The organism is Citrobacter sp. Cb080 (genome assembly GCF_030334745.1).
Lineage (GTDB): Bacteria > Pseudomonadota > Gammaproteobacteria > Enterobacterales > Enterobacteriaceae > Citrobacter > Citrobacter braakii.
This window is the reverse complement of sequence record NZ_JAOWDG010000082.1, coordinates 120,798-147,368: the sequence shown is the minus strand read 5'-3', so window position 1 is coordinate 147,368 and position 26,571 is coordinate 120,798. Positions and strand designations below refer to the sequence as shown.

Genomic DNA, 26,571 nt, shown 5'->3' with positions numbered 1-26,571 from the left:
GAAGGTCATTAACTCATTTCCTTATTGTGATAGATGGAGCCATGTCCGAAGTGCTGCGCTCACAGACAGGTTATCAGTGCCAATATCCTTCAAACCCCCACGCTTAAATCTGCCCACCCACCCCTTTAAATTTCTCAATGAATGCGACGATTTTCTGGAACACTGACTGCTTTTTCGTTTTATATTGCGGGTTTAACGGGCTGAGTTTTGGTAACGTCTCGTTTAGCTCAGTACCATTTTCGGTGGCATACTCTCGTTTCAGGGACGTACGGATATAGCGTTTGGTCGCCTCTTCATTCAGGTTTTCTTCTTTTATCAATGCGTCTGCCTCACGCTGCTGTTCGCGCTGAGCAAAAGCGAAGAACGCATCAATAATCCCGGCCTTATCTGGCAGTTCATCCAGGTTCGTCTGCTGAATAAAATCAATGACCAGCCCTTCTTTGGCTCGGTTGCCCAGGCTTGAGCGGATAAGACGTCTGACTTCTTCGGTCAGCCCGTCTTTGCTCTTGTTCTGTTTGTTATGCTCGAATATCAGACCGAGGATATAATCCAGGTTAATCTCCTGAGACTTCAACAAATCCACCTCAAACACCACATCATCCCAGTCGGTGGTTGAGTTATCCTTATCATTCGCTGCCTTTTCGCGTCGTTGCCAGTCGCGGATGTCATTGTAGGCTGAACGGTAGTCCTGAAGCTTGCGTTCGGCAGGAAGGCGAATGGTCTGTAATTCAGCGAGCTTCTCATCATCGAGATAATGCTCGGCCTTGAAGGCTTCGAGTGCCTCCAGGTTGCTGGTATCGATCTTCTGGAGCGCTTTTAGCGTGGCAAATTCGTCATAGTTTTGCAGAATGTTTTCGGCTCTCAGATACTCACCAAACAGCTTCACGAAGGATTTTCTCTCTTTCTCGCTGTCAATATTCGCCGGGTCTGGGAACCGGTGCTCTAGCTCTGAGACTACAGCCATAAAACCACGTTTCGCTTCACCGGTGACGATGTCGTTAAAGCCTTCCATGTACTCTGTGTAGCTCTTTTCCAGCACCACGTTTTTGGTATTCTTATCACCAAATAGCGTGATAGCGTCAATCGTCGCATGTTCCAGATTACGGAAAGTCACGATATTGCCGAAGGTTTTGGTGGCATCATAAATGCGGTTGGTGCGTGAGAATGCCTGCATCAGGCCGTGATAGCGCAGATTCTTATCCACAAACAGGGTATTCAGAGTTGGGGCATCGAAGCCGGTTAAGAACATGCCCACGACAATTAACAGGTCAATATCCTGATTCTTAACGCGCTGTGCTAAATCACGATAATAATTCTGGAAGCCATTGCTGTCGGTACTGAAATTGGTTTTGAAATGACGGTTATAGTCGTCAATGGCCGCATCAAGAAATTCTTTGGCACTGCTGTTCATGGCACTGACATCGAAACTTTCATCGGTAATGTCACCGACCGCATTCTGTTCTTCATTCGCTGCGAATGAATAGATAGTCGCTACCCTAAGTGGCTTACGGGCGTCAGTATGATTGTCTGGCCCCTGCTGTAATTGCTTAAAAGCCTCGTAATAGGCTTTAGCCGCATCCACACTGCTGACCGCAAACATGGCATTGAACCCTCTCGCCCCAGGGAAAGTTCGATGGGTTTTCTGACGGTAATTAGCAAGAATATAGCGGGTAATTTCCTCAATACGGCGCGGATGTAAAAAAGCCTGATTGTTTTCAGCTGACGTGAGTTTCTTGTCGTCGGTTTCATTTTCAAGCGCCTTAAACTGCGGGCGGACATCGTTATAATCCACCTTGAACTTCAGCACCTTCTCATCACGAATTGCATCGGTAATTACGTAAGAATGCAGTTCGCGGCCAAACACGCTGGCGGTGGTTTCTGCGCCTAATGCGTTTTGTGGGAAAATGGGGGTACCGGTGAAGCCAAACTGATAGAAGCGTTTGAATTTCTTCTTCAGATTCTTTTGGGCCTCACCGAACTGGCTGCGGTGGCACTCATCGAAAATGAAGACGACCTGCTGCTGATAGACCGGTAAGTCAGCTTCCGCTTTCATCAGGTTATTCAGCTTCTGAATGGTGGTGACGATAATTTTGTTATCGTCTTTATCCAGATTCCTTTTAAGGCCTGCAGTATTGTCAGAACCATTGACGCTGTCCGGGGAGAAGCGCTGATACTCCTTCATGGTCTGGAAATCGAGGTCTTTACGGTCGACCACAAAGAAGACTTTATCAATGAAGTCCAGTTCGGTCGCCAGACGTGCGGCTTTAAAGCTGGTCAGGGTTTTACCTGAGCCGGTGGTGTGCCAGATAAAACCGCCACTTTCTGGGGTTGACCAGTTTTTGGCTTTATAGGAGCTGTTAATTTTCCATAAAATCCGTTCGGTGGCGGCAATCTGATATGGGCGCATCACCAGCAGCGTCTGGCTGCTGTCAAACACGCTGTAGTCAAACAATACATTGAGCAAAGTGTGCTTCTGGAAAAAAGTGGCAGTAAAGTCCTTTAGATCTTTAATCAGCGTGTTATCGGACTTCGCCCAGTTCATGGTGAAGTCGAAACTGTTCTTATCCCGCTTTGTGGTATTGGCAAAGTAGCGGGTATCGGTGCCGTTGGAAATGACAAACAGTTGCAGGTATTTAAACAGTGAGTTGTCACCGTTAAAGCTTTCCTTGCTGTAACGGTGTATCTGGTTAAAGGCTTCACGTATAGCTACGCCGCGTTTTTTCAGCTCAATTTGAACCAGTGGCAGACCATTGACCAGGATGGTGATATCGTAGCGATTGGCATGAGTCCCGGCTTGCTCGAACTGTTTGATCACCTGCATTTTATTACGCATGAGATTCTTTTTATCGATCAGGTAGATATTTTCCAGACGCCCATCATCGAACGTGAAGTCGCAGATATAGTCGATATGAATTTTGCGAGTCTTATCGAGGGGGCTGTCACTAGGACTGTCCAGATACTGCTCACTGAAGCGTCGCCACTCGCTTTCGTTGAATAACACACCATTGAGGCTCTGAAGCCGTTCCCGCACATTGGTCAGCATCGCGGTCTGTGATTTAATGGAAAGGAATTCATAGCCCTGATTGCGAAGATCCTGAATCACTTCACGCTCCAGGTCTGCTTCACTCTGATAGCTGTCGCCAGTTTCCTGTGCTTTGGAGTATTTATCGAGGACGATAAAGTTGTTGGATTCAGCAATGGTATTATATTCAGTCATTTATTGCTTCCTGCTTTCTGAAACCATAAGTTTGAGTCAAAAAGTTAACTAGCGCTTCCAATTTCTCCTTGTCTATATCCTCAACGACCGCAGTTTCTTCACCCGCATGAGCCGAATGACTTGATAAGTTGAGTATTCTGTTGACAAAGGAGTCTGGCTTACCATCAGCTGTTTTAGGTAATAACGCAGGCCAATAATTATAACCCAGAAAAGTTGCCATCTTTTCCAGTACATTCCGTATAAAACTAAAATGATATTTTCTAATTTGGTTATTTTTTATTGCACTTTGAATTTCAGATAAAAGATATAGGTGGTAAGAAAACGGTGAGTCGGTTCCTTGCTCTAATATCTGATACAGGCCATCTGCCTGCTTTTCTAGGCGGTATTTCTTAAATGCTTTGTTTGCGTTATAAGTTAGATTGTACGTCCCATCAGCTTGTTTTTCGTAAGCTTTGTTACCTAGTTCATTATACAGGACATTATAAAACAATGGATTGTGTGTTGTAATGATAAATTTAAGATCGGACTTGCTCGACTTTATTAAATCTGCCAAGTTGACGGCTAACTCAATTAGATGACTGTCATCCAAAGAGCTAACAGGGTCATCAATAAATACATACTCCAACTTATCAAATTCATTTGTTATACGGTTGGTGGCATCAGTTTCGTTTAGAGTGGATACTACCTGCTCCAATAAAGTATATATAATGCTCCAAACAAAATTGCTCTCTTCACCTTTAGATATTTTTATCTTTTCGTATTGTCCCTGAACTGAAGTTAGAGTATCTTCCGTTATTTCACTTGGGATTTCAGGTGTTGTAGGATTGCTTTTAGTTACTTGAAAAGTAACCTCGGAATAAGCTGGGATAGTGACAGTAATATCATTGTTATTATGATCCTTGCTGTTACTTTCATATTCCGGATTAAATGTCGGCGTGGCTTTACTACTCGTATAACGCTGAAAATTGGTAATGATATTACCATCTTCTCCCAATTCTTCTAGTAATGTAATTAACCACCCAGTAAATGTATTAGGTTGGATTTTTAGTTTGGGATCAGCGTCAGCATTTAAATCGTTATCCCAATAAAATAAATCTTCGGTAAAAGCACTGTAATAAAGAATTTTACTTCGAGAAGGTTCAGCCTCAGCACCATCCTGATCATCAATGTTTTTAGGGGCAACAAGCTGTTTGAACTCACGTGATAAACGCGTTTTTCCTGTGCCATTAAAAGCATATATTAGTTGCACTTTTTTATTGGCATCAATTAGCTCTTGGGCTATCTCCGTTAGTGTCTGGCTCATCTCAAACTTCTACCTGTACATTTAATTTCGGGAAAGTGAACAGTAAATCGCGATAATATTCATACTGCTTCTGGCGTAGCTCGATTTCGCGTGGAAGGCCTTCGCTGATCGAGTTAGTTAACGTGTCGAATTTACCCAAAATAGAAGCAATCCTGAATTGTTCTTTTTCACTTACAAGTGGAATCGGTATTGCTTTTATAGATTTCAGACTTAGCGTTTTTTGACTCCCACCACCGACATTTCTTTCAATAAAATTTTGCCCAATATTGGAGGACAGTATGTAAAAAAGGTAACTGCTATTTATTCGGGGGTGAATGACTACCGTATTTTGGCCCATGCAGGCTGAATTATCTAAAGGGATAATGCCCACATTCCCATATGAGCCAACTCTTGACATTACTAAGTCATTTTTTTGTGGAGAGTATTTTTTTGTAAATGTTGCAAATACTTCATTATTGACTTTCAATGTCTTACTTAAATCAACATATCCATTCTTTATGTCTGTAACGCGTATCATGCTCAAGCCATTCTCAGCATATTGGGGGGTTTGATGCAGAGAATCATAAATGTCAGATACTTCTTCCAACATCTTCCATTCAATCTCACCCTCGTCAAAACTCAGCAACTGGTCGCGATAGTAGGCATACTGTTTTTTACGTACGGTAAGCTCAGCGGTAAGCTCAGCGGTAAGCTCAGCGGTAAGGGCAGAAAATTTATCCAAAATCCGGACTATTTCAGACTGGATAGCAAGGGATTTTTCTAGGTTATCCGGGCATGGAATTGGGATCTCAGCCCTCCCAAGACCTTTTGCATTAATTGATGAAATTTTGCCGGATGAAACGCCTCTTTTTATTTGCTCTTTAAATAATTTCGTTCTCAGGAAGTAAGATACATACTTTGAATTTAATTCGCTTTTGAATGAAAAGCATGCATCGTGAAAGACCACATCATTTTTCCCAAGCCATGCAGTACCGTTTCCAATATCCTCAATTGTTTCGCCTGCAGCGACAATAATTACGTCTCCATGATTAGCAACACGTAATTTTTCGGCGACCCCTTCGTCTAGGAATGACTTGGTTTCTTCTGCCGATATTCCATAATGTGTGTACATTTCTCCATAGTGGATGCATGGAACACCTTCCGAAATAAGGTCTGATTTGACGAACCTCTTGCCGCGAAGAAACTGGCCAACACCATCTAGCGTCCTCCACTGAACCTCAGCCCCATCTAGCAGCTTTTCAAGATAATTCAGCTCACTCATGCCTGCACCTCACTACCTTCGATTTGAGCCACAATTGAATCAATATCCTTGCGTAACTGGTCGATTTTGCTGACGGTATTTTTCAATTCGGCATTTAGTTCCGTGATATCGACGATTTCACGGGTATCAAAGGCTTCGACATAACTACTGACTGACAGGTTATAGTCATTGGCGGCAACAGACTCAAACGGCACAGATTTCGCCAAATGGTCGGTGTCAGCCTTGCTTTCAAAGGCCTGCATAATCTGTTTGATATGTTTATCGGTGAGGATGTTGTTATTAGTTTCTTTTTTAAACAACCCGCTGGCATCAATAAATTGAACTCTGGTATCTGTTTTGTGTTTTGACAACACCAGAATGTTAACGGCTATAGTGGTGCCGAAGAACAGGTTAGGCGCGAGTGAAATCACCGTCTCAACATAATTGTTATCGACCAAATACTGCCGGATTTTTTGCTCTGCACCGCCACGGTAGAAAATCCCTGGGAAGCAGACAATCGCCGCGCGTCCTTTCGCAGAGAGATAGTTCAATGCATGCAGCACAAAGGCAAAGTCAGCTTTGGATTTCGGAGCCAGCACACCTGCCGGAGCAAAACGTTCATCGTTAATCAGTGTCGGATCATCACTACCAATCCATTTCACTGAATAAGGCGGGTTGGAGACAATCGCATCAAAGGGTTTCTCATCGCTAAAATGCGGCTCAGTCAGTGTATTTCCCAGCTTGATGTTAAATTTGTCGTAGTTGATGTTGTGCAGGAACATGTTCATACGCGCAAGGTTAAAGGTCGTATGGTTAATCTCCTGACCAAAGAAGCCTTCTTCGATGATGTGATTATCGAAATGTTTTTTCGCCTGTAACAGCAGCGAGCCGGAACCTGCCGCCGGGTCGTAGATTTTGTTGACGTGGCTCTGACCATGCATTGCCAGTTGGGCAATCAGTTTTGAAACGTGCTGTGGCGTGAAGAATTCGCCACCTGACTTACCGGCATTAGCAGCATAGTTAGAAATCAGGAATTCATACGCGTCACCGAAAAGATCTATCTGATGGTCGTTAAAGTCACCGAGCTTTAACTCTTCAACGCCTTTTAGCACGGCGGCAAGGCGGGTGTTTTTATCTTTGACGGTGTTACCTAAGCGGTTGCTGGTGGTATCGAAATCGGCAAACAGACCTTTGATGTCTGCTTCAGACGGATAACCGTATGCTGAGCTTTCAATGGCGACGAAGATGCTGTTTAAATCGGCGTTCAACCTGTCGTTGGTATTCGCTTTAGCGGCAACATTGCAGAACAGCTGGCTTGGGTAAATGAAATAGCCTTTGGTTTTGATGGCATCGTCTTTAATGTCATCGGTAATGATACTGTCATCCAGCGCAGCATAGTGGATGCTATCATCACCGGCCTCAATGTAGCTGGAAAAGTTTTCACTGATAAAGCGATAGAAGAGCGCACCAAGGACGTATTGTTTGAAATCCCAACCATCGACCGACCCCCGGACATCATTGGCAATTGCCCAGATTTGACGGTGTAGTTCTGCTCGTTGTTGAAGACTAGTCATTTTTATCCTGTTATTGATTTTTGGTTACGGCTATTGATGCGATTTTATCGCAATTTGTTCTTATCGACTGTATCTATAATCAAGTTAGATAATGCCTTTTTCCGGTAAGCAGCTTCGCAGGCTCCAAAAGGTTCTACCAATTCCTACACCTGAGTGCATTAAAAAAATCTTCGGATATATATCATTTCTCTGAACATACCCGATTAACGGCAGAACCTCACGGTTCTGCCGTTTTTGTTTTATTTTTCATAGGAGTAGTGATGAACAATTCTGAAGGTCTGCAGCCGCTGCAGAACTCACTTTCTGGCTTGCCTCAATGGATGTCTGAACGCATTCTGCACCAGGTAAGCCAGCTAACCAGCTATGAACCGGTGATCGGCATTATGGGCAAAACCGGAGCGGGAAAATCGTCATTATGTAATGCCCTATTTGCCGGTGAGGTATCGCCGGTCAGCAATGTAGCAGCCTGCACCCGTGAACCACTGCATTTTCGTTTTCAGGTTGGAGGACGGTTTATGACGCTGGTGGATTTGCCTGGAGTCGGGGAAAGCGGTGCACGTGATACCGAATATGCTGCTCTTTACCATGAACAACTTCCTCGCCTCGACCTGGTGCTGTGGTTGATTAAGGCTGATGACCGGGCGCTGGCAGTGGATGAGCACTTTTATCACAAGGTGATTGGCGAGGCATACCGGCATAAGGTGCTGTTTGTTATCAGCCAGTCGGACAAGGCTGAGCCCACCAGCAGAGGAGAACGATTATCCACAGAACAGAAACAAAACATCAGCCGTAAAATCTGCCTATTGCATGAGTTGTTCCAGCCCGTGCATCCGGTGTGTGCTGTGTCGGTCCGTCTGCAGTGGGGGCTACGGGTGATGGCTGAGCGGATGATTCGCAGCCTTCCCCGTGAGGCCAGTAGCCCCGTTGCGGTACAACTCTATACGCCGCTTCGTACCGATGCCGTTAATAAAAAAGCCCGCGATGATTTTGGTGAGACGGTAGGTACATTACTGGATACGGTAAGTTCCATGCCGCTAATACCGCCCCCGGTTCGGACCATCATTCAGACTGTACGCGATACGGTAGTATCTGTCGCCCGTGCCGTCTGGAGTTTCTTCTTCTGAATTTTCTTCAACTCTTTGCTATTCCATGAGCCCTGTCGCCTGTGCGACAGAGCTTTCTTTTATTTAATTTTCGTAAGGAGTCTGTTTATGACCCGTCTGGCTTCGCGCTTTGGCGCAGCTAATGTTATCCGTCGTGATCGCCCTTTAACCCGTGAAGAGCTGTTCCGCGCGGTACCGAGTGTTTTCAGCGAAGATAAACACGCTTCACGCAGCGCACGGTATACCTACATTCCCACAATTTCCCTGCTCGACAGCCTACAGCGCGAAGGCTTTCAACCATTCTTTGCCTGTCAGACCCGTGTTCGTGATCCTGAGCGTCGTGAGCACACAAAGCACATGTTGCGCCTGCGCCGTGAGGGCCAGATCACCGGTAAACAGGTGCCGGAAATCATTCTGTTGAATTCCCACGATGGCTCCAGTTCCTACCAGATGCTGCCAGGGTTGTTTCGCCAGGTCTGCCAGAATGGTTTGATTTGCGGCGAGACCTTTGGCGAGGTGCGCGTTCCGCATAAAGGAGACGTAGTGAGTCAGGTGATAGAAGGGGCGTATGAGGTGCTGGGGATTTTTGACCGGGTAGAGGAAAAGCGCGATGCCATGCAGTCGCTGGTGCTGCCACCTCCGGCCCGTCAGGCACTGGCAAAAGCCGCAATCACTTATCGCTTCGGCGAGGACCACCAGCCAGTAACCGAGGCGCAGGTTCTGACTCCCCGTCGTTACGAGGATTACAGTGATGACCTGTGGACCACCTATCAGCGTATCCAGGAAAACCTGATTAAAGGCGGGTTAAGTGGTCGTAGTGCAAAAGGTGGACGAACCCATACCCGTGCGGTACGTGGCATAGATGGCGATGTGAAGCTTAATCGTGCCCTGTGGGTGATGGCGGAAACCCTGCTCGAGCAACTGTAAAGGAGCGAATTGTACTCTTCATAACCTTGGTATTGTTATCGCTGCGTTAATAATGGACACAACCTGTCCGTTACACCTCAATGGGATTGTTTGCAAAACAGACTAATACTTCTGTAGACCGCGTCCGTTCTCGCATAATGCGGATGCAAAAAATAGTTCCCGCAGTGTCCATTCCCTGTCCACCCCCCTCTGTAAAGTAATCACATTAATTTCAGTCAGTTAATCCTTCACGGAGAATGTTCCATGACACAGGCAGAACGTCGCCATGACCGGCTGGCGGTCAGATTGTCACTCATCATCGGTCGCCTGGTGGCGGGCGAAACTCTGAGCGTGACGAAGCTTGCCGCCGAGTTCGGGGTGTCGGTTCGCACTCTGCGGCGGGATTTTCGTGAGCGGCTCATGTACCTGGACCTGGAGTATCGTCAGGGGCTCTGTCGCCTGCGCACTGGAGGTAACGGTGCGCAGGGTGAACTGGATGTGCTGACCTTTGCTCACCGCACCGGTCTCGCTGATGTATTTCCGGGCTTTGACCGCAGACTGGTCAGTGCCCTGCTGGCGTCGGATGATGCACCCTGTCTGGTGTGGCAACTGCCACACGGGGTGAGTCCTTCCGGCTCACTGGTGTTTTACCGACTGGTAACCGCCATTACCTCCCGCCAGCGGGTGACGCTGCTGGCCGAGGGGCAACGCTGTGAGAGCCTGGCCCCGTACCGTCTGATTTCGCAGTCAGGTTGCTGGTATCTGGCCGGTGAGTTTCGGGGGCATATCACGGTCCATCCGCTGACAGATATTCACGCCGTCACAGTGCTGAACACCACTTTTATACCCAGAAAAACCATCAGCCAGTTGACCAGTCAGCCTGCTTTCATCCACGCACTTCCTCACTTTAGTTTCATTCGCGAAGCCCTGTTACTGACCTCTCCTGACAGAAGCTCAGCGGGCAGTGCTGCTTAATCAACCTCCGGCCTGTGCCGGTATTTCAGAGATAAGGAGAATCATGAACTGGCATTACGAGAAAAATGGCATCCGCCACGACGGTATCACCGAAGAGGAAATGACGGAGCGTGTTAAACGCGGCGAACTTACCGCATCCACACTGGTGTGGCAGCCGGGAATGACAGACTGGCAACCCTTATCCACCACCTCGCTGACGGCCGCGCTGGCGCATTGCATCACACCACCGGCACTGCCGGGGCACAGCATTCCGGGTGGTGTCGTCTGGACACTGGCTTTTGCCCCGTCCATTGGCTACGCGCTTGAACTGTGGACGGCGGGACTGAGCGGTATGGGTTTTGAGGAGGCCTATGACGCCGTATCGGGTGGACAGTACTGGTTTATTACATTGCTGCTCAATATCTCTCTGGGCTACCTGGATGAAAGACGTCTGCGTAAGGCCGGGGTGGATACGACAGCCTTCGGCAAGCTGGCGTGGCTGGTGCCGTTCTATCTCTGGCGACGGGCTAAATCACTGGGGCAGAAATCAGCTTATTTCTGGGTCTGGCTGGTGATGCTGTTCCTGACGCTGGTGGCCTAATGTATTCCCATCGGCCTTCAACCGATGGCTTCTCTTTAAAGGAGATTATCATGAAACCAATGTTCAGAACGCTGCTGATAGCAGTCAGTCTGCTGACTTGCGCCACGGTGCAGGGGGGGGGCCTTACAACCGGGTATTACCTGCTGCGGTAAACAATAAAAGCGGCAATATTTTCTGGTGTGATGCACACCGTCAGGTTACCGGGAAATGCGAAGCTATGTTTGCTGATCGCAGTGGTGGAATGGTGACCGTACGTTCCGCACCGCTTAAAGACTGCGAGGGTGGGTTATGGGGCTGGATAAGCATCCGGCGCGATGAAGCGTCAAAAGGTTTCACCATTACTCCAGATCGGAAATTTGGTGTCACCGTAAAAGACCTGTGCCGTCCCGGGACGATTGCCACCTTTATGCCCAATCACAAAAAGCCAGATTACGACGACTTGGTAGTGTTGTACCAAAGCAAAGAGCTGTTCCGTTATAAACGCTTTTAATCATGCCATGACTGGCACAGAAGAAATCTGCGCAGCCATGCGCCACTGATGATTCAGGGAGTAAACCATGTTCAAGATGTTTACTGCAGTATCCGCCGTTGTATTGTCTTTTACCGCCAGTGCAGCGCAGTTACCCGAACAACTGATGGATAAAGGCAATCCGGGCGAGTCGTACTGGTGTCAGGGGAACGATATCAATAGCTCTGTCTGCTCGCTGAGCGGTGTCAGTGACGACCATAAATTTGCTTTGATTCAGGACTGGCCGGGCACTGCCTGTGCTGATAATAATTTTGGTGTTATCGACCTGGTACATGAGACTGGCATTAATGTGCCCTACGATGGCGGTGATTGTCAGGGTGATGTGAAGGCCAGTTTCGTGCGTGGCACGAAGGATAACGGCCTGTATGTGAAGATTGCCAGGGGAAGCAAAACGTTGCTGATGTATAAAGTTAAAACCGGATACTGATACCGTCATCGACACAAAATAAATCCAGCCCCTGTTGCTAACGCAACAGGGGCTTTTGCATTTAAGGCGTGCGTGATGTCTGAGCCAGTTTCGTCGCCAACGATGACTGAGTCAGCAAAAGAAAACACCCTAACTCTCATTAAGGAAGAATATGAAATTCAATCAATACATTTACATGCTACTGGTAGCAGGTTCCGCACTGGTGGCATTAATAGCCCTGATTGCCTCCGGCAGTCGAGGTTTTCTTTTTTTGTCGCTTAGTATCCACCGACATCCTTGGCCAAATTCAGTGTGCCACTACATTCCGAACCACGAGCGCAGTTGTCACTTTCTTTATTCAGGTAAATGTATCCGCTTCTGGTTTTAAAGTCTGCTCAGAGCGAGATGCAGACAGTAGTAGCGTTAAGCACTTTCAACATCATTACGATTTTCAATCCAATATTGCCGATGATTTATCAGATGAGTTGTTAACGGCCAGTTTTGCTTATCTTTAGGTAACCTGAGATATCGGCCATCTAACTCTGCATATTCTGTCCCGAACAACTGTTCTGATATCCTTATTTTCAACTCGGTATCAATCCAGAGCAAACCACGGTCAAATAGAGTATGGATATCTGTTTTCAGTAACAGGCCATGCTGAGCACGGGTATGCCACGCTCCTGCGTAGGGGGTGATATGTGCAGCTTCAAGCAACACTTGGATTGAACAGCCCGTTACTGCGCATTTACCCTCATAAGCTTCAATGAGCTTTCGTCTAAATACTGGTTGCCCTTCTCGAATAATGACCTCACGTAGTGCTTTGAGGCGAAAGTCACCTTCATCGTCAGGCAATTCATTGAATAATTCACCTCTCGCTTCAACTACCATCCGATCGCCTGGCCTTGGGGCGGCAATCTGAATTGGCGTCCTGCCATCATCGCCAATGTCCCATATGCCGTGCAGCTCCTGCACATACTGTTCATACCGTGTATTTCGTAGGTTTCCGCTACGAAATAACAAGTCGTATGGGCTACCCAGGTCAGTCCGGGCGCTTTTTCGGCTACCAAGATATCGATATCGGGAGTTGCTATTAACGGTTAATGCATCCAGTTGAATACGAATCTCGCTCTCTTTCAGGGGGGCGTTGCTGTTACGGATCCACTGAACAATATTTTTAGCAGAAGCGGAATTGAGTTGTGTCACGGCATACCATACGCGGAGATATTGCGGATAATGCATTTCTTCAGGAATTATACCGGGAATATCAACAATATACGTTGAGAAATTATGATGACGCATCCATTCTCCCCACTGGCGGGAATGGGTGCTAATACCTATGCGATGAGGTTCGCGTTTGCCAATTTCATCATTGAATTCCTGTCGCGAGGGTGCTCGACCGAGTTTCTGATAAAGCTCATCACAGCAGTCCCACACAGCTCGTACTAACGGGCCCTGTGGGTATCCATCTTTGCTCTGGTTCAAAGTGTTCTCCGTCAACGAGCATATCATGAGAATAGCAATATCCAATTCTGACACTAAATCCCCCGTATAGCATCAGTTGAACTCACAGCGAGAAACGGAAGTTGGTTTGCCGGAAGATCTCTAAAAGTGAATGGTCCGGTTAAGCGGGCTGTTTACAGCTGAACTGTATAGATTTTTTTTCAATTCGTATTGATTTCGCTAAAAAAACTTTTATATTTCCCCTCACTACTTTTATCCAAGATAATGAGGTTCTCAATAGATCGCGTGATCGATGTATAGATAATCTCAGGAGTATCTTTGTCATCCATAATATAAAACACGGTTTTAGACTCCAGACCTTTAAAACTATGTATCGTGGATAGTTTGATCAATCCACTATTCGGATAAAAATGATTTTTCTTTGTCCTTCTTACCCGCTCAATATCAGATTTAATACCAGTATGTCGCTTAATAAAATCACGTAACTCCTCTTTTGTGAGCAATTTTAAGCTATTGATATCGTAATGCTTCTTTCCTTCCGGTAGGAGTTCAATTAGTTCTTCATATGTTTCAAACATACAGGTGGTATTTTCAAATTCATTCAACTTTTCATTTAATCGACGAACAAGAAAAATATTAGACGACAAAATAACAATGTCATTTGGATTGAAACTATAATTTTTGATGTAACTTTGAATTTTTTCAAAGCATTTGTTTTCCCAGTCGGATGGAAAGAAATGATATTTGATAATATCAAAATTCATTCCTGACTGGATGTTTTGTTGTTCAAATAAGTCTATGTCTGCATGTTTTTCGACCAGATACTTCAATTGATAATCTTTAAAAATTCGATTCAAAGGCGAGTCACTGCTTGTACGATAGGAACGACTTAATTTCTTCCATTCACCAAATCCCTGCGCGATGACGGCTGCTCTTTTGTTATCTCTTTCATAAATATTTTGTGATTCGTCACCAAACAGAATCATTTCACCCTCGTGATTGAGGAAGTTGTCACGAATAATTTTTACCCATTCATTTTCAAAGTCCTGAACTTCATCAATCAAAATTGTCCGATACTTACTAACAGAAAAACCGCTGAATAAATCACGGTTAAATAATTCATTAAATCCATATTTTTCAATTAATTCACTGACATCCTGTTCTGTCTCAATCAATTGAGACATAAAAAACTGATGATAATTTGTCACTGCGAAATGTTGATCGTCTCGATAACCAAGAACATCGCTGATTCGGTCTTTAATGAGGTTTTTTAGTGTTATATTGAAAGTCAGAATCAATACAATATCATCATGCCGATGAAATGCATTTACCGCTCGATTTGCAATGATGGTAGTTTTGCCACAGCCTGCTACACCCTTAATCTTTTCTTTTCCAGACACGCTTATTGCCAACTTACTCTGACGCTTATCTAAGAAGATTTTTTTTCCCTGTTTTAAAGTATGGTCGCTTGGCATCAAGCGTCTTTTAAAATCGTCATACACACGATCGTCGAACAGGACATGTGGCTTAAAGCTTTTAATTTTATTAACGAGTTCTTTTATTCGATCAGCGCCGTAAGCCATGGACTTATCTCTAGTTGACTTTCTTTTTAGCCGCGAGATTTTGTCTGCCTGTTGATTGTATTGCTCTACAGAAATTTCTTTATTCCTGTATTGTGCATCAATATGCCTAGATCGCGCCATCAATTCACTCTGGGCGTGGGAATATAACGAATCTATATTGGCTTTATTACCTTTGTGTAAGTAAACAAACGGCTGGACAATGTTAAAAAAATTGCGGTTTTTTAGATAAGACAGACCTAATACTGGTAAATGTAGATTATATAAATTTGACTTGTACCTGAAAGCTTGTGATTGAGGTGATGAAATCTTCGACACCCCTTTTTCAGAACTAACTTGCCATTTATTAAAAGCATCCACACTATAATTAACTAGGTTATAGTCCTTCACTTCAATAATAAAAATTGCCGTGTGTTTTTTAAGAATGATAAAATCAGGGCGATCCCCATCAATAAATGGATTAAAGAAAATTTCGTAGCTATCATCCAAGCTCTCCGTAAGGTGATTTAACAAGTGAAGCTCACCGGGAGTGGGCGCAACCTTTAAACGGAGTATGTTTTCCAAAGTTGGATGAAGGATAGACACGCTAACACTCTCTTTATAATGAATAACCATCTATAATTTACTACATGATCTAAAAGAAACAAGGATGATATAACAGATTGACCTATTCCCTTTAAATTTACACAGATAACAATGTTGGCTACTTCCGCTCCTGGCACTCAGCAGACGATCATATCCGAGAAGTATCTGAACGAAAAAATCATTTTTCTAAATTATTTCAGATAGATATTATCCACAAGCATCCTCCCGCATCCTCATTGGATTGCGGGATTTTTTATTTTTAACACTGTGAATGAGTGTGAGTCACTGGGTCATTGCTGGTTTTCGTTTCCTCATGCATTCGCAATCATATTGCTATCTTCCTCCTCGAATACGGCCATCACGCCTGTCGTGCCGAATCCAGTGCCATCCTTACCACCTTTAATTAAGGAGATTTGCTGTGGATAAACAAATCACTCTTTTTACACCTGAACTGCCGTTGACCTCACTGCGTACCATTAAGCGAGCCTTGGTTCTGCTTGAACAACACCTGCGTGAACCGGGTGTGGCATTCACCTCTACACAGGCAACTCGCGACTGGCTCAGGCTGAAAATGGGAACTCTTGAGCGTGAAGAATTTGTCGTGCTGTACCTCAATAACCAGAATCAGTTGCTTGCCCACGAAACGCTATTCACTGGCACTATCAGTCACACCGAAGTCCATCCCCGCGAGGTGGTGAAACGCGCCCTGTACTTTAACGCGGCAGCAGTGATATTTGCCCATAACCACCCATCCGGGGAAGTTGCTCCGAGCCAGGCAGACAAAGCCATCACCCAGCGTCTGGTACAGGCGCTGATGCTGGTGGAAATCCGCGTTCCCGACCATCTGATTGTCGGCGGTAGGCAAATAGTAAGCGTTAAGTGAGCGCCGTATTGACGGTTATTTATCGGTAAGAACCACGTTCCATGGCAGCAGTTCGGCCACTTTGTTGCTGGGCCACTCCGGCAGTACGCTCAGGATATGGCGAAGGTAGGCTTCCGGATCGATACCATTCAGCCTGCACGTCCCGATCAGTCCGTACAGCAGGGCTCCGCGCTCACCACCGTGGTCGCTGCCGAAGAAGATAAAATTCTTTTTCCCAAGACAGACGGCACGAAGGGCTCGTTCGGCAGCGTTGTTATCAGGCTCTGCCAGGCCATCTTCACAGTAGTAGCACAGCGCATCCCACTGGTTCAGGACATAAGCGAACGCTTCGCCCAGACGGGACTTTTTCGACAGCGTCTCATTTTTTTCTACCAGCCATTCATGCAGCGATGCCAGCAGTGGTTTGCTTTGCGATTGTCTGGCTGCCAGACGCTCTTCTGTCGTTAGGCCGCGTATTTCTTCTTCTATCGCGTACAGCTCACCGATACGTTTCAGGGCTTCTTCCGCTGTCGCTGTGTGAGTGCTTATATAGACATCATGGATTTTTCGGCGGGCATGGGCCCAACATGCGGCTTCTGTCAGCGGCCCTCCTTCACGTTCCGGACTGAACAACCGATCGTAGCCTGCGAAGGCATCCGCCTGCAGCACACCATGATAGTGGCGAAGGTGTTGCTGAGGATGTTTTCCCTGCCGGTCTGGCGAGAAGGCGAACCATGCCGCTGGCGGATCTGATGAACCTGCGCTTCTGTCGTCACGTACATACGTCCAGATACGCCCGGTTTTCGTCTTCTTTCTGCCCGGTGCAAGCACCAGAACCGGAGTGTCATCCGTATGCAGTTTGTGGCAGTCCATCACGTAGTGGTAAAGGGCCTCATCCAGCGGGGCCATTAACCGGCAACATGCATCCACCCAGTTGGAGAGCAGAGCCCGGCTCAGATCCACGCCCTGACGGGCAAAGATTTCGCACTGGCGATACAGCGGCAGGTGTTCGCAGTATTTGGCCGTTAACACGCGGGCCAGCAGACCCGGCCCGGCGATACCCCGATCGATGGGACGTGATGGCGCAGGTGCTTCAACGATACAGTCACATCGGGTGCAGGCCTTTTTCACCCTGACCGTGCGGATCACTTTCAGGGCGCTGGAGACCAGTTCCAGCTGCTCCACGCTGACTTCGCTGAGGTACGCCATACCGCTGCCGCATTCCGGACAGCTGGTTTCCGCAGGATCCAGCCGATGTATCTCGCGGGGAAGATGTGCTGGTAACGGGCGACGATGGCGGGACTGACGCAACTGGCGAGGTACCTGCGGATCGTCTTCCCGTCCGTTGTAGCGATCGCTTTGCTGCTCCTGCTGTTTCAGCAGGGCTTCGGCTTCTTCAACCTGTCGGCGAAGTTTTTCGGAGCGGGTACCGAACAACATTCGACGCAGTTTTTCTATCTGTGCCCGCAGATGCTCTATCTCGCGCTCTTCGTTCTCTATTTTCTCTTCTGCGCGGGCCAGTGCAGAACGCAGGAACGACTCAGTCTCTGCAACGAGACTGAGCTGACTGTCTTTCTGGCGAAGCGCGTCTTCCAGCGCAGCGATACGGGCGAGATAGTCGTGATTCATAACCGCTTTTATAATGCGGTTATGATTTTTTTACAACATTGTCAGTGAGTTAAGGCGGGATATTTTTGGCTGGCGCCAGTCCAGCTTATCAAGGAGCATGGCAAGTTGTGAGCGGGTGATCGCGATTTTGCCGTCGCGTACAGCAGGCCAGACGAACTGTCCCTCTTCCAGGCGTTTGATAAACAGGCACAGACCATCAGCATCAGCCCAAAGTATTTTCACGGTATCGCCACGGCGTCCCCGGAAGATAAACAGATGGCCGGAGAAGGGATCCTCATCCAGAACGTGGTGTATCTGTTCGCCCAGCCCGTTGAAGGATTTACGCATATCCGTGGCCCCGGCGACCAGCCAGATGCGGGTGCCTGACGGGAGGGATATCATGGTGTCCTCCCGGTCAATTCGCGGATCAGCACAGTCAGCAACTCTGACGACGGGTTCTCCAGCGTCATTTTGCCGTGGCGGAACTCAACATGACAGGAAGTGGCGCTGGCGTGAGCGGAGGAGAACGTACACAGAGTGTCATTCTCTGCTGCGGGCAACGGGTCGTTGATAACGTCGACGGACAACAGAGTCGGAGAAGCCGGAAGAGATTGAGGTACCACCGGCCCCACGATAGTTGCAGGCATTCGACGAGAGATTCGCCCCTCTCTCTGCCAGAGGCGTATCCACTTAAAAATGAGATTATTATCAACGCCATGTTCCCGCGCCAGTTGTGCGACGTTGGCATCTGGTCGTGAAGCCAGTTCGACCATCCGAAGTTTGAAGTCACTGGAATAGACGGTACGCGATTCAGTTCGCCAGTTGGCAGCATTTTCCATAAACAGAGCTCCTTCTAAATTAGACGGAGCTCTAAGCTAGCGATCCCGGGACTGGAATCACAGGCGGCAGTGACTTGACGCTTACAGTCGTTGGAGTCCGAATGATTGATGTTTTAGGTCCAGAGAAGCGCAGACGGCGAAGTGTTCAGGAAAAAATCGCCATTGTTCAGCAGAGTTTTGAGTCCGGAATGACCGTGTCGCTGGTCGCCCGTCAGCATGGCGTTGCTGCCAGTCAGCTGTTCCTGTGGCGTAAGCAGTATCAGGAAGGCAGCCTTACAGCCGTTGCCGCAGGAGAACAGGTTGTGCCCGCGTCGGAGCTGGCATCTGCGATGAAGCAAATTAAAGAGCTGCAACGCCTGTTGGGCAAGAAAACCATGGAAAACGAGCTGCTAAAAGAAGCCGTTGAATATGGCCGACAAAAAAAGTGGATAGCGCACGTGCCCTTGTTGCCGGAGGATGGCGAATAAGCCTTGTCAGTCGTTGCCTCCGGGTCTCACGTGCGCAACTGCATGCCATGGCCCGTCGGTCGAAGGACTGGCAGGATCGTCGGTGCAAGCGCAAGCCTGATGATACTGACGCGCTGGCCCGTATCCATACCGTTATCGGCGATCTGCCCACCTATGGTTATCGTCGGGTATGGGCACTGCTGCGCAGACAATCAGAAACTGACGACATGGCGGTGATCAATGCCAAACGCGTATACCGCATCATGCGTCAGAATGCGCTGCTGCTTGAGCGTAAACCGGAAATACCGCCATCGAAGCGGGCGCATACAGGGAAAGTGGCCGTTGGAGAAAGTAACCAGCGGTGGTGCTCTGACGGCTTCGAGTTCAGCTGTGATAACGGTGAAAAACTGCGGGTCACGTTCGCTCTGGACTGTTGCGATCGCGAGGCACTTTACTGGGCGGCCAGTAACGGTGGATATGACAGTGAAACCGTGCAGGACGTCATGCTGGGTGCCGTGGAGCGTCGTTTCGGTAACAGCCTGCCGACATCCCCAGTTGAGTGGCTGACAGACAACGGTTCAGCCTACCGTTCTTATCAGACGCGTCAGTTCGCCAGAATGGTAGGACTGGAGCCTAAACATACGGCGGTACGTAGCCCGGAAAGCAACGGGATGGCAGAGAGCTTCGTGAAAACGATGAAGCGCGATTACATCAGCATCATGCCGAAACCCGACGGGTTAACAGCGGTAAAGAACCTTGCGGAGGCCTTCGAACATTACAACGAATGGCATCCGCATAGTGCACTGGGGTATCGTTCGCCACGGGAATATCTGCGGCGGCGAACCAGTAATGGGTTAAGTGATAAAAAGTGTATGGAAATATAGGGGCCAATCCACGCCCCAAATCTGGGGTCTTAAACGAGATATCACACCATGCTTCGGAGCCCGACTGGTGCAGGAAGGCAACCGTCTGCATTTTCTGGCAGACCGGGCAGGATTCACCGGCTCATTCAGCGAGATGCTTGCCCTACAACTGGATGAAGCCTTCGCGCATTTTGTCGCACATCTGGAGCTGATGCTGCTCTCCGGCGAGTTGAATCCCCGGTGCGCACACTGTGCCACGTTGTACCGTAACGGGCTGACTTGTGAAGCCGATACGCTGGGCAGTCATGGGTACGTGTATATCGCAATTTATCCATCAAATCAGGTTAAAGACTGATCCTCTGCATCATCTTAGCTTTGTAAGCCATCAAATCTTCCGTTCCTTTCTTTAAGAGACTCAACTCATGCAAATCTCAACTGTACCGGCCACGTTGCCGGTTTCGTCACGCCTGTCACCTGTGCAGGTCTGGCAGCAACTTTTAACGTATCTGCTGGAGCAGCATTACGGCCTGACACTCAACGACACGCCATTCCACGATGATTCAGCTATTCATGAGCACATCGAAGCGGGAATAACGCTTGCTGATGCGGTGAATTTCCTGGTGGAACGCTATGAACTGATACGTACTGACCGCAAAGGATTCACTTGGCAGGAGCAAACGCCGTTCCTGACCGCTACCGATATTCTCAGAGCAAGGCGAGCTACCGGATTAATGAATACTTAAATTCTTCGAGCATCATTCCTGATTTTTACCTCTGCGCTTTCCACCCTTTTTATTCCTCGCATAATGCGCCTGCCAATTCCGGCAGGCGTGTTTGCTTTTACGGACGATTAACGATGCAAACAGAACCCGACGTGTTAACAGATCACAACGAACTTATCCTTTCGACCAATATCGAACGTGTGGTCACTGGCCGCGATACCGCACTGAAACAGATAGAACAACTCATTCAGCAGCTTGATTCGATTTCACGGCTAACCTCAGAAATTGGCGGTGGCACAGCGCAAGACTGGGCGATGAAGGCCGGGCACCGTTACGATAGCTGGATGACCGAAAAGGTAGACAAAGCGCTGCCTGCCGTTACCCGCAATATTGACCGTAGTATCTGGCGAGACTTGATGTTGAAGTCTGGCATGATGGCCTTGATGGATGCTCAGGCCCGTGACCAGTGGCATAAGAACCTGGAGGAGGGGGATCTGCCCGCCATCAGCGAGGCAAATATCCTCAGTACTTTTGAGCAGCTACATCTGAACAAAATGGATGTGTTTGAGCGTGGCATTATCAATGTCTTCAAAGGGTTGTCATGGGATTACAAAACCAATAGTCCCTGCAGCTTTGGTAAAAAGATCATCGTCAACAATCTGGTGACGCATAGCCGCTGGGGATTTAGTTTGAACTGGGGATGGCGGCGGGATCAATTAGCGGACCTGGAACGAATGCTGTTTCTGCTGGATGGTAAACCGATACCCGACAACCGTGGCGATGTTACTACTCGATTGATGGAGCATATTCGGGACAACCCTTCGAAGGATGTTTATGAAGATTATTTCTTCAGTATCAGTTACTTTCAGAAGGGAACAGCGCACATCACTTTTAAGCGGTACGATCTTACAGAAAAGATGAATGATATCGTGGCGAAGCACTATCCAGGGATGCTGGCAGCGAGATGAAGAGGGTAGGGAGGCAATTCCTTACCTGACCCATTACCTGACCCGATTCGTATAAAACGAAAAAGGAGTTAGACGATTTCTCATCTAACTCCTTGTTTTGTCTGGTGGCCCCTGCTGGACTTGAACCAGCGACCAAGCGATTATGAGTCGCCTGCTCTAACCACTGAGCTAAGGGGCCGTGGCGGTGGATTATAAAGTAACTCCGCGTTGCAATCCAGACATAAGCGTACGGATGCTGTTTTTATAAACAATGTATTTTCAGTCCGTTATACTTGTTCCTCTGATGTATTGATGGGAGTAATTATGGTTAAGGACATACTGGCGCCGGGGCTGCGGGTGGTGTTTTGCGGCATCAATCCGGGGTTATCTTCCGCAGGTACAGGATTCCCCTTTGCACATCCCGCTAATCGCTTCTGGAAGGTCATCCATCAGGCGGGATTTACCGATCGCCAGCTCAAACCCGAAGAGGCACAACACCTGCTGGACTTCCGTTGCGGCGTGACTAAATTTGTCGACAGACCGACGGTGCAAGCCAATGAAGTGAAGTTACAGGAGATGCACAACGGCGGTCGTAAGCTCATTGAGAAAATAGAAGAGTATCAGCCCGCCGCACTCGCAATCCTTGGGAAGCAGGCATTTGAGCAGGGCCTCAGCCAGCGAGGGGCGCAGTGGGGAAAACAAACGCTGACTATTGGCGCGACGCAAATATGGGTTTTGCCGAATCCCAGCGGGTTAAGCCGGATTACGTTGGATAAACTGGTGGAGGCGTATCAGGAAGTGAATGACGCCCTGGCCAGGCGGGGACTATAAAGAAAAACGCCACCTTGCGGTGGCGTTTATGCTTATGCGGCGAGATTAATCGTCGAGGAAGCTACGCAGCACTTCAGAGCGGCTCGGGTGGCGCAGTTTACGCAGCGCTTTCGCTTCGATCTGACGGATACGTTCGCGGGTAACGTCGAACTGTTTACCGACTTCTTCCAGCGTGTGGTCGGTGTTCATATCGATACCGAAACGCATACGCAGAACTTTCGCTTCACGGGCGGTCAGGCCAGCCAGAACGTCGTGCGTTGCGGCACGCAGGCTCTCGGTGGTAGCAGAATCCAGCGGCAGCTCGAGGGTGGTATCCTCGATGAAATCACCCAGATGCGAATCTTCATCGTCGCCGATCGGCGTTTCCATGGAGATAGGCTCTTTAGCGATCTTCAGCACTTTACGGATCTTGTCTTCCGGCATCAGCATGCGTTCAGCCAGCTCTTCCGGCGTCGGCTCGCGGCCCATCTCTTGCAGCATCTGACGGGAGATACGGTTGAGCTTGTTGATGGTCTCAATCATATGTACCGGGATACGGATGGTACGTGCCTGATCCGCGATCGAGCGGGTGATCGCCTGACGGATCCACCAGGTTGCATAGGTAGAGAACTTGTAACCACGACGGTATTCAAACTTATCAACCGCTTTCATCAGACCGATGTTACCTTCCTGAATCAAATCCAGGAACTGCAGACCACGGTTGGTGTATTTCTTGGCGATAGAGATAACCAGACGTAAGTTCGCTTCAACCATCTCTTTTTTCGCACGGCGGGCTTTCGCTTCACCGATGGACATGCGACGGTTGATGTCTTTAACCTGCTCGATGGTCAGGCCGGTTTCTTCTTCAATCTGCTGCAGTTTCTGCAGTCCGCGGTGAACATCATCTGCCACGTCGTGCAGTTTTTCAGACCACGGTTTGTTCATCGCGATTGCCGCGTTGAACCAGGTTTCGCTGGTTTCGTTGCCAGTGAACAGGGTGATGAAATTTTTCTTCGGCATTTTGCACTGCTCAACGCAGAGCTTCATGATCAGACGTTCCTGAGTACGCACGCGGTCCATCATGACGCGCATGCTGTTTACCAGGTAGTCGAACTGCTTCGGCACCAGGCGGAACTGTTTGAACACTTCAGACAGCTTCTGAATTTCTTCCTGCGCGGCAGCATGGCTGCGGCCTTTCGCTTTGATGGTGTCGCGAGTGATTTCGTACTGAGTACGCAGTTCACCGAATTTTTCACGCGCTAATTCAGGGTCGATGCTGTTGTCGTCATCGCTGCTGTCGTCGTCATCTTCTTCATCTTCGTCTGCATCGTCATCCATCTCTTCCTGAGAGAGCTCAGAACCGACGTGTGTCGCCGTTGGCGCCATGTCTTCTTCCGCGTTCGGATCGACAAAGCCGGTGATCAGATCGGAAAGACGCGCTTCTTCAGCTTCTACACGATCGTATTGCTCAAGCAGGTAGGTGATGGCTTCCGGGTATTCGGCAACGGAGCATTGAACCTGGTTAATCCCGTCTTCGATGCGTTTAGCGATGTCGATTTCGCCTTCACGGGTTAACAGTTCAACGGTACCCATTTCACGCATGTACATGCGGACCGGGTCAGTTGTACGACCGATTTCGGACTCAACGCTGGACAGAACCTGGGCAGCCGCTTCTTCCGCGTCTTCATCGGTGCTGTTGGAGGTTTCAGCAAGCAGCAGATCATCGGCATCAGGTGCTTCTTCCATCACCTGAATACCCATGTCATTGATCATTTGGATGATGTCTTCGATTTGATCTGAATCGACGATATCTTCCGGCAGATGGTCATTGACCTCGGCATAGGTCAGATAGTCTTGCTCCTTACCACGTTGGACAAGTAGCTTCAGCTGTGACTGCGGGTTTTGCTCCATAAGACGGTATCCACACTTAATTCGTTTGATTGGTGTTGGGCGGTAAAACCGCCAACGGCAAAACGAGGGCATACTTATATTTTGCCGCTGCCTCTCCGTGCGGCTGTCGGGGGCTTCCCGAGCGATATTCGGCAGTTAAGCCGTTAAATACTTTTGTCTTTCTGTTATTTCTTGGCCAGTTCCTGGTTCAGCGTCCAGAGTTCCCGGCGTTCTTCGCTGCTTAAACCGTGTGTGCGCTCACGAGCTATCAACTCTTCCTGGCGCAGCTCAAGCATCGAATCAAACATATGGTTGAGTGAGTCGGTGAAGGTTTTCTCTGCGATATCTTTATCTGCTATATCGTCCCACATCGACAGTTTTTCAAGGGTCGCAGCATCATTTGTGCCACGATAGTGTTCTAAAAGTTGTCCGGTGGTCAGACCTGGCTGAGCCAGACAAGTGTTGACCAGTTCTCTGAATAAGCCAAGTCCAGGCAGCTTATTGCTATCCAGTGCGCCTAACGGCGGAACCAGCGGGGCGAGACCCGGGTTCTGTACCAGCAACCCTATAAGTATACGCATGGTCGTACGTTTTAGCTGTGGAACAGGGCGGGATGCCCCATTTTCTGCCAGTTTTGGCATTAAACGTTCAAGCTGACTGTCATCGAGAATGCCAAGCTTGTTTCCCAACTCCTGTCGCAGATAAATGCGCAACGTTTCGCCTGGTACCTGAGTAATCAGCGGTAATGCCAGCGTGCTGAGCTGTGCGCGTCCGTCCGGGGTACTCAAATCCACCTGCGGCAACAGGCTGTTAAATAAAAACGCGGAGAGTGGCAGCGCCTTCTCCATCCGGGCTTCAAAGGCCTCTTTCCCTTCTTTACGCACCAGCGTATCGGGGTCTTCGCCGTCAGGTAAAAACATAAAGCGTAGCTGGCGTCCGTCTGTCATATAGGGCAGTGCGGTTTCCAGCGCGCGCCATGCTGCGTCGCGTCCGGCACGGTCACCGTCGTAACAGCAAATTACGTTGTTCGTCGCGCGGAACAACAACTGGATGTGATCGGCGGTGGTTGACGTCCCAAGGGATGCCACAGCGTAGTTAATGCCGTATTGCGCCAGCGCCACTACATCCATATAGCCTTCTACCACTAACAGGCGCTGCGGATCGGCGTTATCCTGCTGGGCTTCATAAAGGCCATACAGCTGGCGACCTTTATGGAAAATATCGGTTTCCGGGGAGTTGAGATACTTCGGCAGGGCATCGCCCAGCACGCGTCCACCAAAACCAATGACTCGACCACGTTTGTCGCGGATGGGGAACATCACCCGTTCGCGGAAGCGATCGTAACTGCGTCCCTGATCGTTGGTGACCAACATTCCCGCATCGACCAGCGATTTACGATTCTCAGCATTGCCGCCAAACCGTTTCAGGACGTTGTCCCAGCCGGGGGGCGCAAAACCAATAGCAAAACGGGTGATAACGTCGCTACTTAATCCTCGCTTTTCCAGGTACTGGCGCGCGGGGGTAGCGGCGGGTTGCATCAAAGACTGTTGATAAAAAGTGTTCAGGCCGTCCATCAATTGATAAAGGCTTTGCCGTTGATGGCGCTCTATCTGACTAGGGCCACTGCCTGCTTCATAGGGCACTTCAAGGTTGTGCATTGCGGCCAGTTCTTCGACGGTTTCCACAAACTCGAGCTTGTCGTAGTTCATGAGAAAGTCGACGGCGTTGCCATGTGCGCCACACCCAAAGCAGTGATAAAACTGTTTCTCACCGTTTACGGTGAAAGAGGGGGTTTTTTCGTTATGGAACGGACAGCACGCGTGATAATTTTTGCCCTGCTTCTTCAGCTTTACCCGCGCGTCGATGAGATCGACAATGTCGGTTCTTGCCAGCAGGTCATTTATAAATACGCGTGGAATTCGTCCAGCCATATGCCCCGTTTATTTTTTTATGACTTATATACACAAAATCATTCAAGATGCTTCAAGACGGCAAGGGAGCGAATCCTCAGGAGCGTACATCAGTACGTGACTGGAGGGAACGACTGCAGCCAACGCAGAGGCAGCTTGAATGATGACGCGTATAAACGAAAACAAGCCGCGCATTCCTTCCGGAAGCACGGCCT

The 26,571-nt window shown here is 48.4% G+C and carries 22 protein-coding genes, 1 tRNA gene and 1 pseudogene; 12 read left to right on the top strand and 12 right to left on the bottom strand.

Translation table 11 applies throughout. The features are described 5' to 3' along the window. Nucleotides 1-103: 103 nt before the first annotated feature. From OGV38_RS21730 to OGV38_RS21715, 4 genes are read right to left on the bottom strand one after another with little or no spacing between them, the layout of a single operon-like run. Nucleotides 104-3,217, bottom strand: coding sequence for an HsdR family type I site-specific deoxyribonuclease (locus OGV38_RS21730; protein WP_286474934.1), 3,114 nt, complete (start codon nt 3,215-3,217; stop codon nt 104-106). Continuing rightward, nucleotides 3,210-4,520, bottom strand: a complete 1,311-nt coding sequence (locus tag OGV38_RS21725) for an AAA family ATPase (protein WP_213748687.1) — start codon at nt 4,518-4,520, stop codon at nt 3,210-3,212. The genes OGV38_RS21730 and OGV38_RS21725 overlap by 8 nt, the downstream gene beginning before the upstream one ends. 1 nt (nt 4,521) lies before the next feature. Further along, entirely contained in the window at nt 4,522-5,781 is a 1,260-nt protein-coding gene (locus tag OGV38_RS21720; protein ID WP_286474929.1) for a restriction endonuclease subunit S, read from the bottom strand. Further along, complete coding sequence (locus tag OGV38_RS21715) at nt 5,778-7,334, bottom strand: type I restriction-modification system subunit M (RefSeq protein ID WP_213748686.1); 1,557 nt, start codon at nt 7,332-7,334, stop codon at nt 5,778-5,780. The genes OGV38_RS21720 and OGV38_RS21715 overlap by 4 nt, the downstream gene beginning before the upstream one ends. Before the next feature lie 260 nt (nt 7,335-7,594). Between OGV38_RS21715 and OGV38_RS21710 the strand changes: the two genes are divergently transcribed. The 6 genes and pseudogenes from OGV38_RS21710 (at nt 7,595) to OGV38_RS21685 (ending at nt 11,854) form a co-directional block, all read left to right on the top strand. Continuing rightward, on the top strand, nt 7,595-8,458 hold the full coding sequence (locus OGV38_RS21710; protein WP_213748685.1) for a GTPase family protein: 864 nt from the start codon (nt 7,595-7,597) through the stop codon (nt 8,456-8,458). 87 nt (nt 8,459-8,545) lie between these two features. Continuing rightward, nucleotides 8,546-9,364: a DUF932 domain-containing protein gene (locus OGV38_RS21705; RefSeq protein WP_116691699.1), complete on the top strand. Its 819-nt coding sequence runs from the start codon at nt 8,546-8,548 to the stop codon at nt 9,362-9,364. A gap of 243 nt (nt 9,365-9,607) precedes the next feature. Further along, nucleotides 9,608-10,318: a DeoR family transcriptional regulator gene (locus OGV38_RS21700; RefSeq protein ID WP_213748684.1), complete on the top strand. Its 711-nt coding sequence runs from the start codon at nt 9,608-9,610 to the stop codon at nt 10,316-10,318. 43 nt (nt 10,319-10,361) lie between these two features. Beyond that, a complete protein-coding gene (locus OGV38_RS21695; protein ID WP_213748683.1) occupies nt 10,362-10,898 on the top strand; it encodes a DUF4339 domain-containing protein in 537 nt (178 codons plus the stop codon). 50 nt (nt 10,899-10,948) lie between these two features. Next, nucleotides 10,949-11,388 (top strand): annotated as a pseudogene (locus OGV38_RS25195) (hypothetical protein). Nucleotides 11,389-11,464: 76 nt separating this feature from the next. After that, nucleotides 11,465-11,854, top strand: a complete 390-nt coding sequence (locus tag OGV38_RS21685; protein ID WP_434083091.1) for a hypothetical protein — start codon at nt 11,465-11,467, stop codon at nt 11,852-11,854. Nucleotides 11,855-12,256: 402 nt separating this feature from the next. Here OGV38_RS21685 and OGV38_RS21680 read toward each other — a convergent pair whose 3' ends face one another. Together OGV38_RS21680 and OGV38_RS21675 are read right to left on the bottom strand one after the other, a co-directional pair. Next, nucleotides 12,257-13,369 carry an HNH endonuclease gene (locus OGV38_RS21680; protein WP_286474911.1) on the bottom strand — a complete coding sequence of 371 codons (1,113 nt, stop codon included), beginning with the start codon at nt 13,367-13,369 and terminating at the stop codon, nt 12,257-12,259. Between the two features lie 125 nt (nt 13,370-13,494). Beyond that, nucleotides 13,495-15,459: a nuclease-related domain-containing DEAD/DEAH box helicase gene (locus OGV38_RS21675; protein ID WP_286474909.1), complete on the bottom strand. Its 1,965-nt coding sequence runs from the start codon at nt 15,457-15,459 to the stop codon at nt 13,495-13,497. Nucleotides 15,460-15,889: 430 nt separating this feature from the next. On the opposite strand from OGV38_RS21675, the gene radC reads away from it, so the two are divergent. After that, complete coding sequence (gene radC, locus OGV38_RS21670) at nt 15,890-16,342, top strand: RadC family protein (RefSeq protein WP_502874078.1); 453 nt, start codon at nt 15,890-15,892, stop codon at nt 16,340-16,342. Nucleotides 16,343-16,357: 15 nt separating this feature from the next. Here radC and OGV38_RS21665 read toward each other — a convergent pair whose 3' ends face one another. The 3 genes from OGV38_RS21665 to OGV38_RS21655 are packed head-to-tail and all read right to left on the bottom strand — an operon-like array spanning nt 16,358 to nt 18,768. Then, nucleotides 16,358-17,950, bottom strand: a complete 1,593-nt coding sequence (locus tag OGV38_RS21665) for an IS66-like element ISKox1 family transposase (protein ID WP_023307215.1) — start codon at nt 17,948-17,950, stop codon at nt 16,358-16,360. Between the two features lie 30 nt (nt 17,951-17,980). Further along, nucleotides 17,981-18,331, bottom strand: coding sequence for an IS66 family insertion sequence element accessory protein TnpB (gene tnpB, locus OGV38_RS21660; protein WP_004189161.1), 351 nt, complete (start codon nt 18,329-18,331; stop codon nt 17,981-17,983). Further along, complete coding sequence (locus OGV38_RS21655; RefSeq protein ID WP_023307217.1) at nt 18,328-18,768, bottom strand: transposase; 441 nt, start codon at nt 18,766-18,768, stop codon at nt 18,328-18,330. Before OGV38_RS21655 ends, tnpB begins: the two co-directional genes overlap by 4 nt. Before the next feature lie 101 nt (nt 18,769-18,869). Between OGV38_RS21655 and OGV38_RS21650 the strand changes: the two genes are divergently transcribed. From OGV38_RS21650 to OGV38_RS21635, 4 genes are all read left to right on the top strand, one after another. After that, a protein-coding gene (locus OGV38_RS21650) for an IS3-like element ISEc36 family transposase (RefSeq protein ID WP_286474896.1) occupies nt 18,870-20,098 on the top strand; the annotation gives its coding sequence in 2 pieces (ribosomal slippage) (nt 18,870-19,185 and nt 19,185-20,098; 1,230 coding nt in all). Further along, entirely contained in the window at nt 20,076-20,432 is a 357-nt protein-coding gene (locus OGV38_RS21645) for a type IV toxin-antitoxin system YeeU family antitoxin (protein ID WP_502874077.1), read from the top strand. The genes OGV38_RS21650 and OGV38_RS21645 overlap by 23 nt, the downstream gene beginning before the upstream one ends. 67 nt (nt 20,433-20,499) lie before the next feature. Continuing rightward, nucleotides 20,500-20,820, top strand: a complete 321-nt coding sequence (locus tag OGV38_RS21640; protein ID WP_063941845.1) for a TA system toxin CbtA family protein — start codon at nt 20,500-20,502, stop codon at nt 20,818-20,820. A gap of 113 nt (nt 20,821-20,933) precedes the next feature. Further along, on the top strand, nt 20,934-21,767 hold the full coding sequence (locus OGV38_RS21635) for a DUF4942 domain-containing protein (protein WP_213748678.1): 834 nt from the start codon (nt 20,934-20,936) through the stop codon (nt 21,765-21,767). Between the two features lie 102 nt (nt 21,768-21,869). Here OGV38_RS21635 and OGV38_RS21630 read toward each other — a convergent pair. Then, nucleotides 21,870-21,945: transfer RNA gene (locus tag OGV38_RS21630), tRNA-Ile, on the bottom strand. A gap of 125 nt (nt 21,946-22,070) precedes the next feature. Here OGV38_RS21630 and mug point away from each other — a divergent pair. Further along, the gene (mug, locus tag OGV38_RS21625) at nt 22,071-22,577 is read left to right on the top strand and encodes a G/U mismatch-specific DNA glycosylase (RefSeq protein ID WP_286474890.1); all 507 of its coding nucleotides are present in this window, start codon (nt 22,071-22,073) and stop codon (nt 22,575-22,577) included. Nucleotides 22,578-22,622: 45 nt separating this feature from the next. Here mug and rpoD read toward each other — a convergent pair whose 3' ends face one another. After that, a complete protein-coding gene (rpoD, locus tag OGV38_RS21620) occupies nt 22,623-24,467 on the bottom strand; it encodes an RNA polymerase sigma factor RpoD (RefSeq protein ID WP_278085743.1) in 1,845 nt (614 codons plus the stop codon). Nucleotides 24,468-24,631: 164 nt separating this feature from the next. After that, nucleotides 24,632-26,377, bottom strand: a complete 1,746-nt coding sequence (dnaG, locus tag OGV38_RS21615; protein ID WP_046276250.1) for a DNA primase — start codon at nt 26,375-26,377, stop codon at nt 24,632-24,634. Nucleotides 26,378-26,571: the final 194 nt, after the last annotated feature.

Coding starts and splice junctions, on each gene's coding strand:
- OGV38_RS21730 (WP_286474934.1), bottom strand. CDS start 3,217: ATGACTGAATATAATACCATTGCTGAATCCAACAACTTTATCGTCCTC.
- OGV38_RS21725 (WP_213748687.1), bottom strand. CDS start 4,520: ATGAGCCAGACACTAACGGAGATAGCCCAAGAGCTAATTGATGCCAAT.
- OGV38_RS21720 (WP_286474929.1), bottom strand. CDS start 5,781: ATGAGTGAGCTGAATTATCTTGAAAAGCTGCTAGATGGGGCTGAGGTT.
- OGV38_RS21715 (WP_213748686.1), bottom strand. CDS start 7,334: ATGACTAGTCTTCAACAACGAGCAGAACTACACCGTCAAATCTGGGCA.
- OGV38_RS21710 (WP_213748685.1), top strand. CDS start 7,595: ATGAACAATTCTGAAGGTCTGCAGCCGCTGCAGAACTCACTTTCTGGC.
- OGV38_RS21705 (WP_116691699.1), top strand. CDS start 8,546: ATGACCCGTCTGGCTTCGCGCTTTGGCGCAGCTAATGTTATCCGTCGT.
- OGV38_RS21700 (WP_213748684.1), top strand. CDS start 9,608: ATGACACAGGCAGAACGTCGCCATGACCGGCTGGCGGTCAGATTGTCA.
- OGV38_RS21695 (WP_213748683.1), top strand. CDS start 10,362: ATGAACTGGCATTACGAGAAAAATGGCATCCGCCACGACGGTATCACC.
- OGV38_RS21685 (WP_434083091.1), top strand. CDS start 11,465: ATGTTTACTGCAGTATCCGCCGTTGTATTGTCTTTTACCGCCAGTGCA.
- OGV38_RS21665 (WP_023307215.1), bottom strand. CDS start 17,950: ATGAATCACGACTATCTCGCCCGTATCGCTGCGCTGGAAGACGCGCTT.
- tnpB (WP_004189161.1), bottom strand. CDS start 18,331: ATGATATCCCTCCCGTCAGGCACCCGCATCTGGCTGGTCGCCGGGGCC.
- OGV38_RS21655 (WP_023307217.1), bottom strand. CDS start 18,768: ATGGAAAATGCTGCCAACTGGCGAACTGAATCGCGTACCGTCTATTCC.
- OGV38_RS21640 (WP_063941845.1), top strand. CDS start 20,500: ATGCAAATCTCAACTGTACCGGCCACGTTGCCGGTTTCGTCACGCCTG.
- OGV38_RS21635 (WP_213748678.1), top strand. CDS start 20,934: ATGCAAACAGAACCCGACGTGTTAACAGATCACAACGAACTTATCCTT.
- mug (WP_286474890.1), top strand. CDS start 22,071: ATGGTTAAGGACATACTGGCGCCGGGGCTGCGGGTGGTGTTTTGCGGC.
- rpoD (WP_278085743.1), bottom strand. CDS start 24,467: ATGGAGCAAAACCCGCAGTCACAGCTGAAGCTACTTGTCCAACGTGGT.
- dnaG (WP_046276250.1), bottom strand. CDS start 26,377: ATGGCTGGACGAATTCCACGCGTATTTATAAATGACCTGCTGGCAAGA.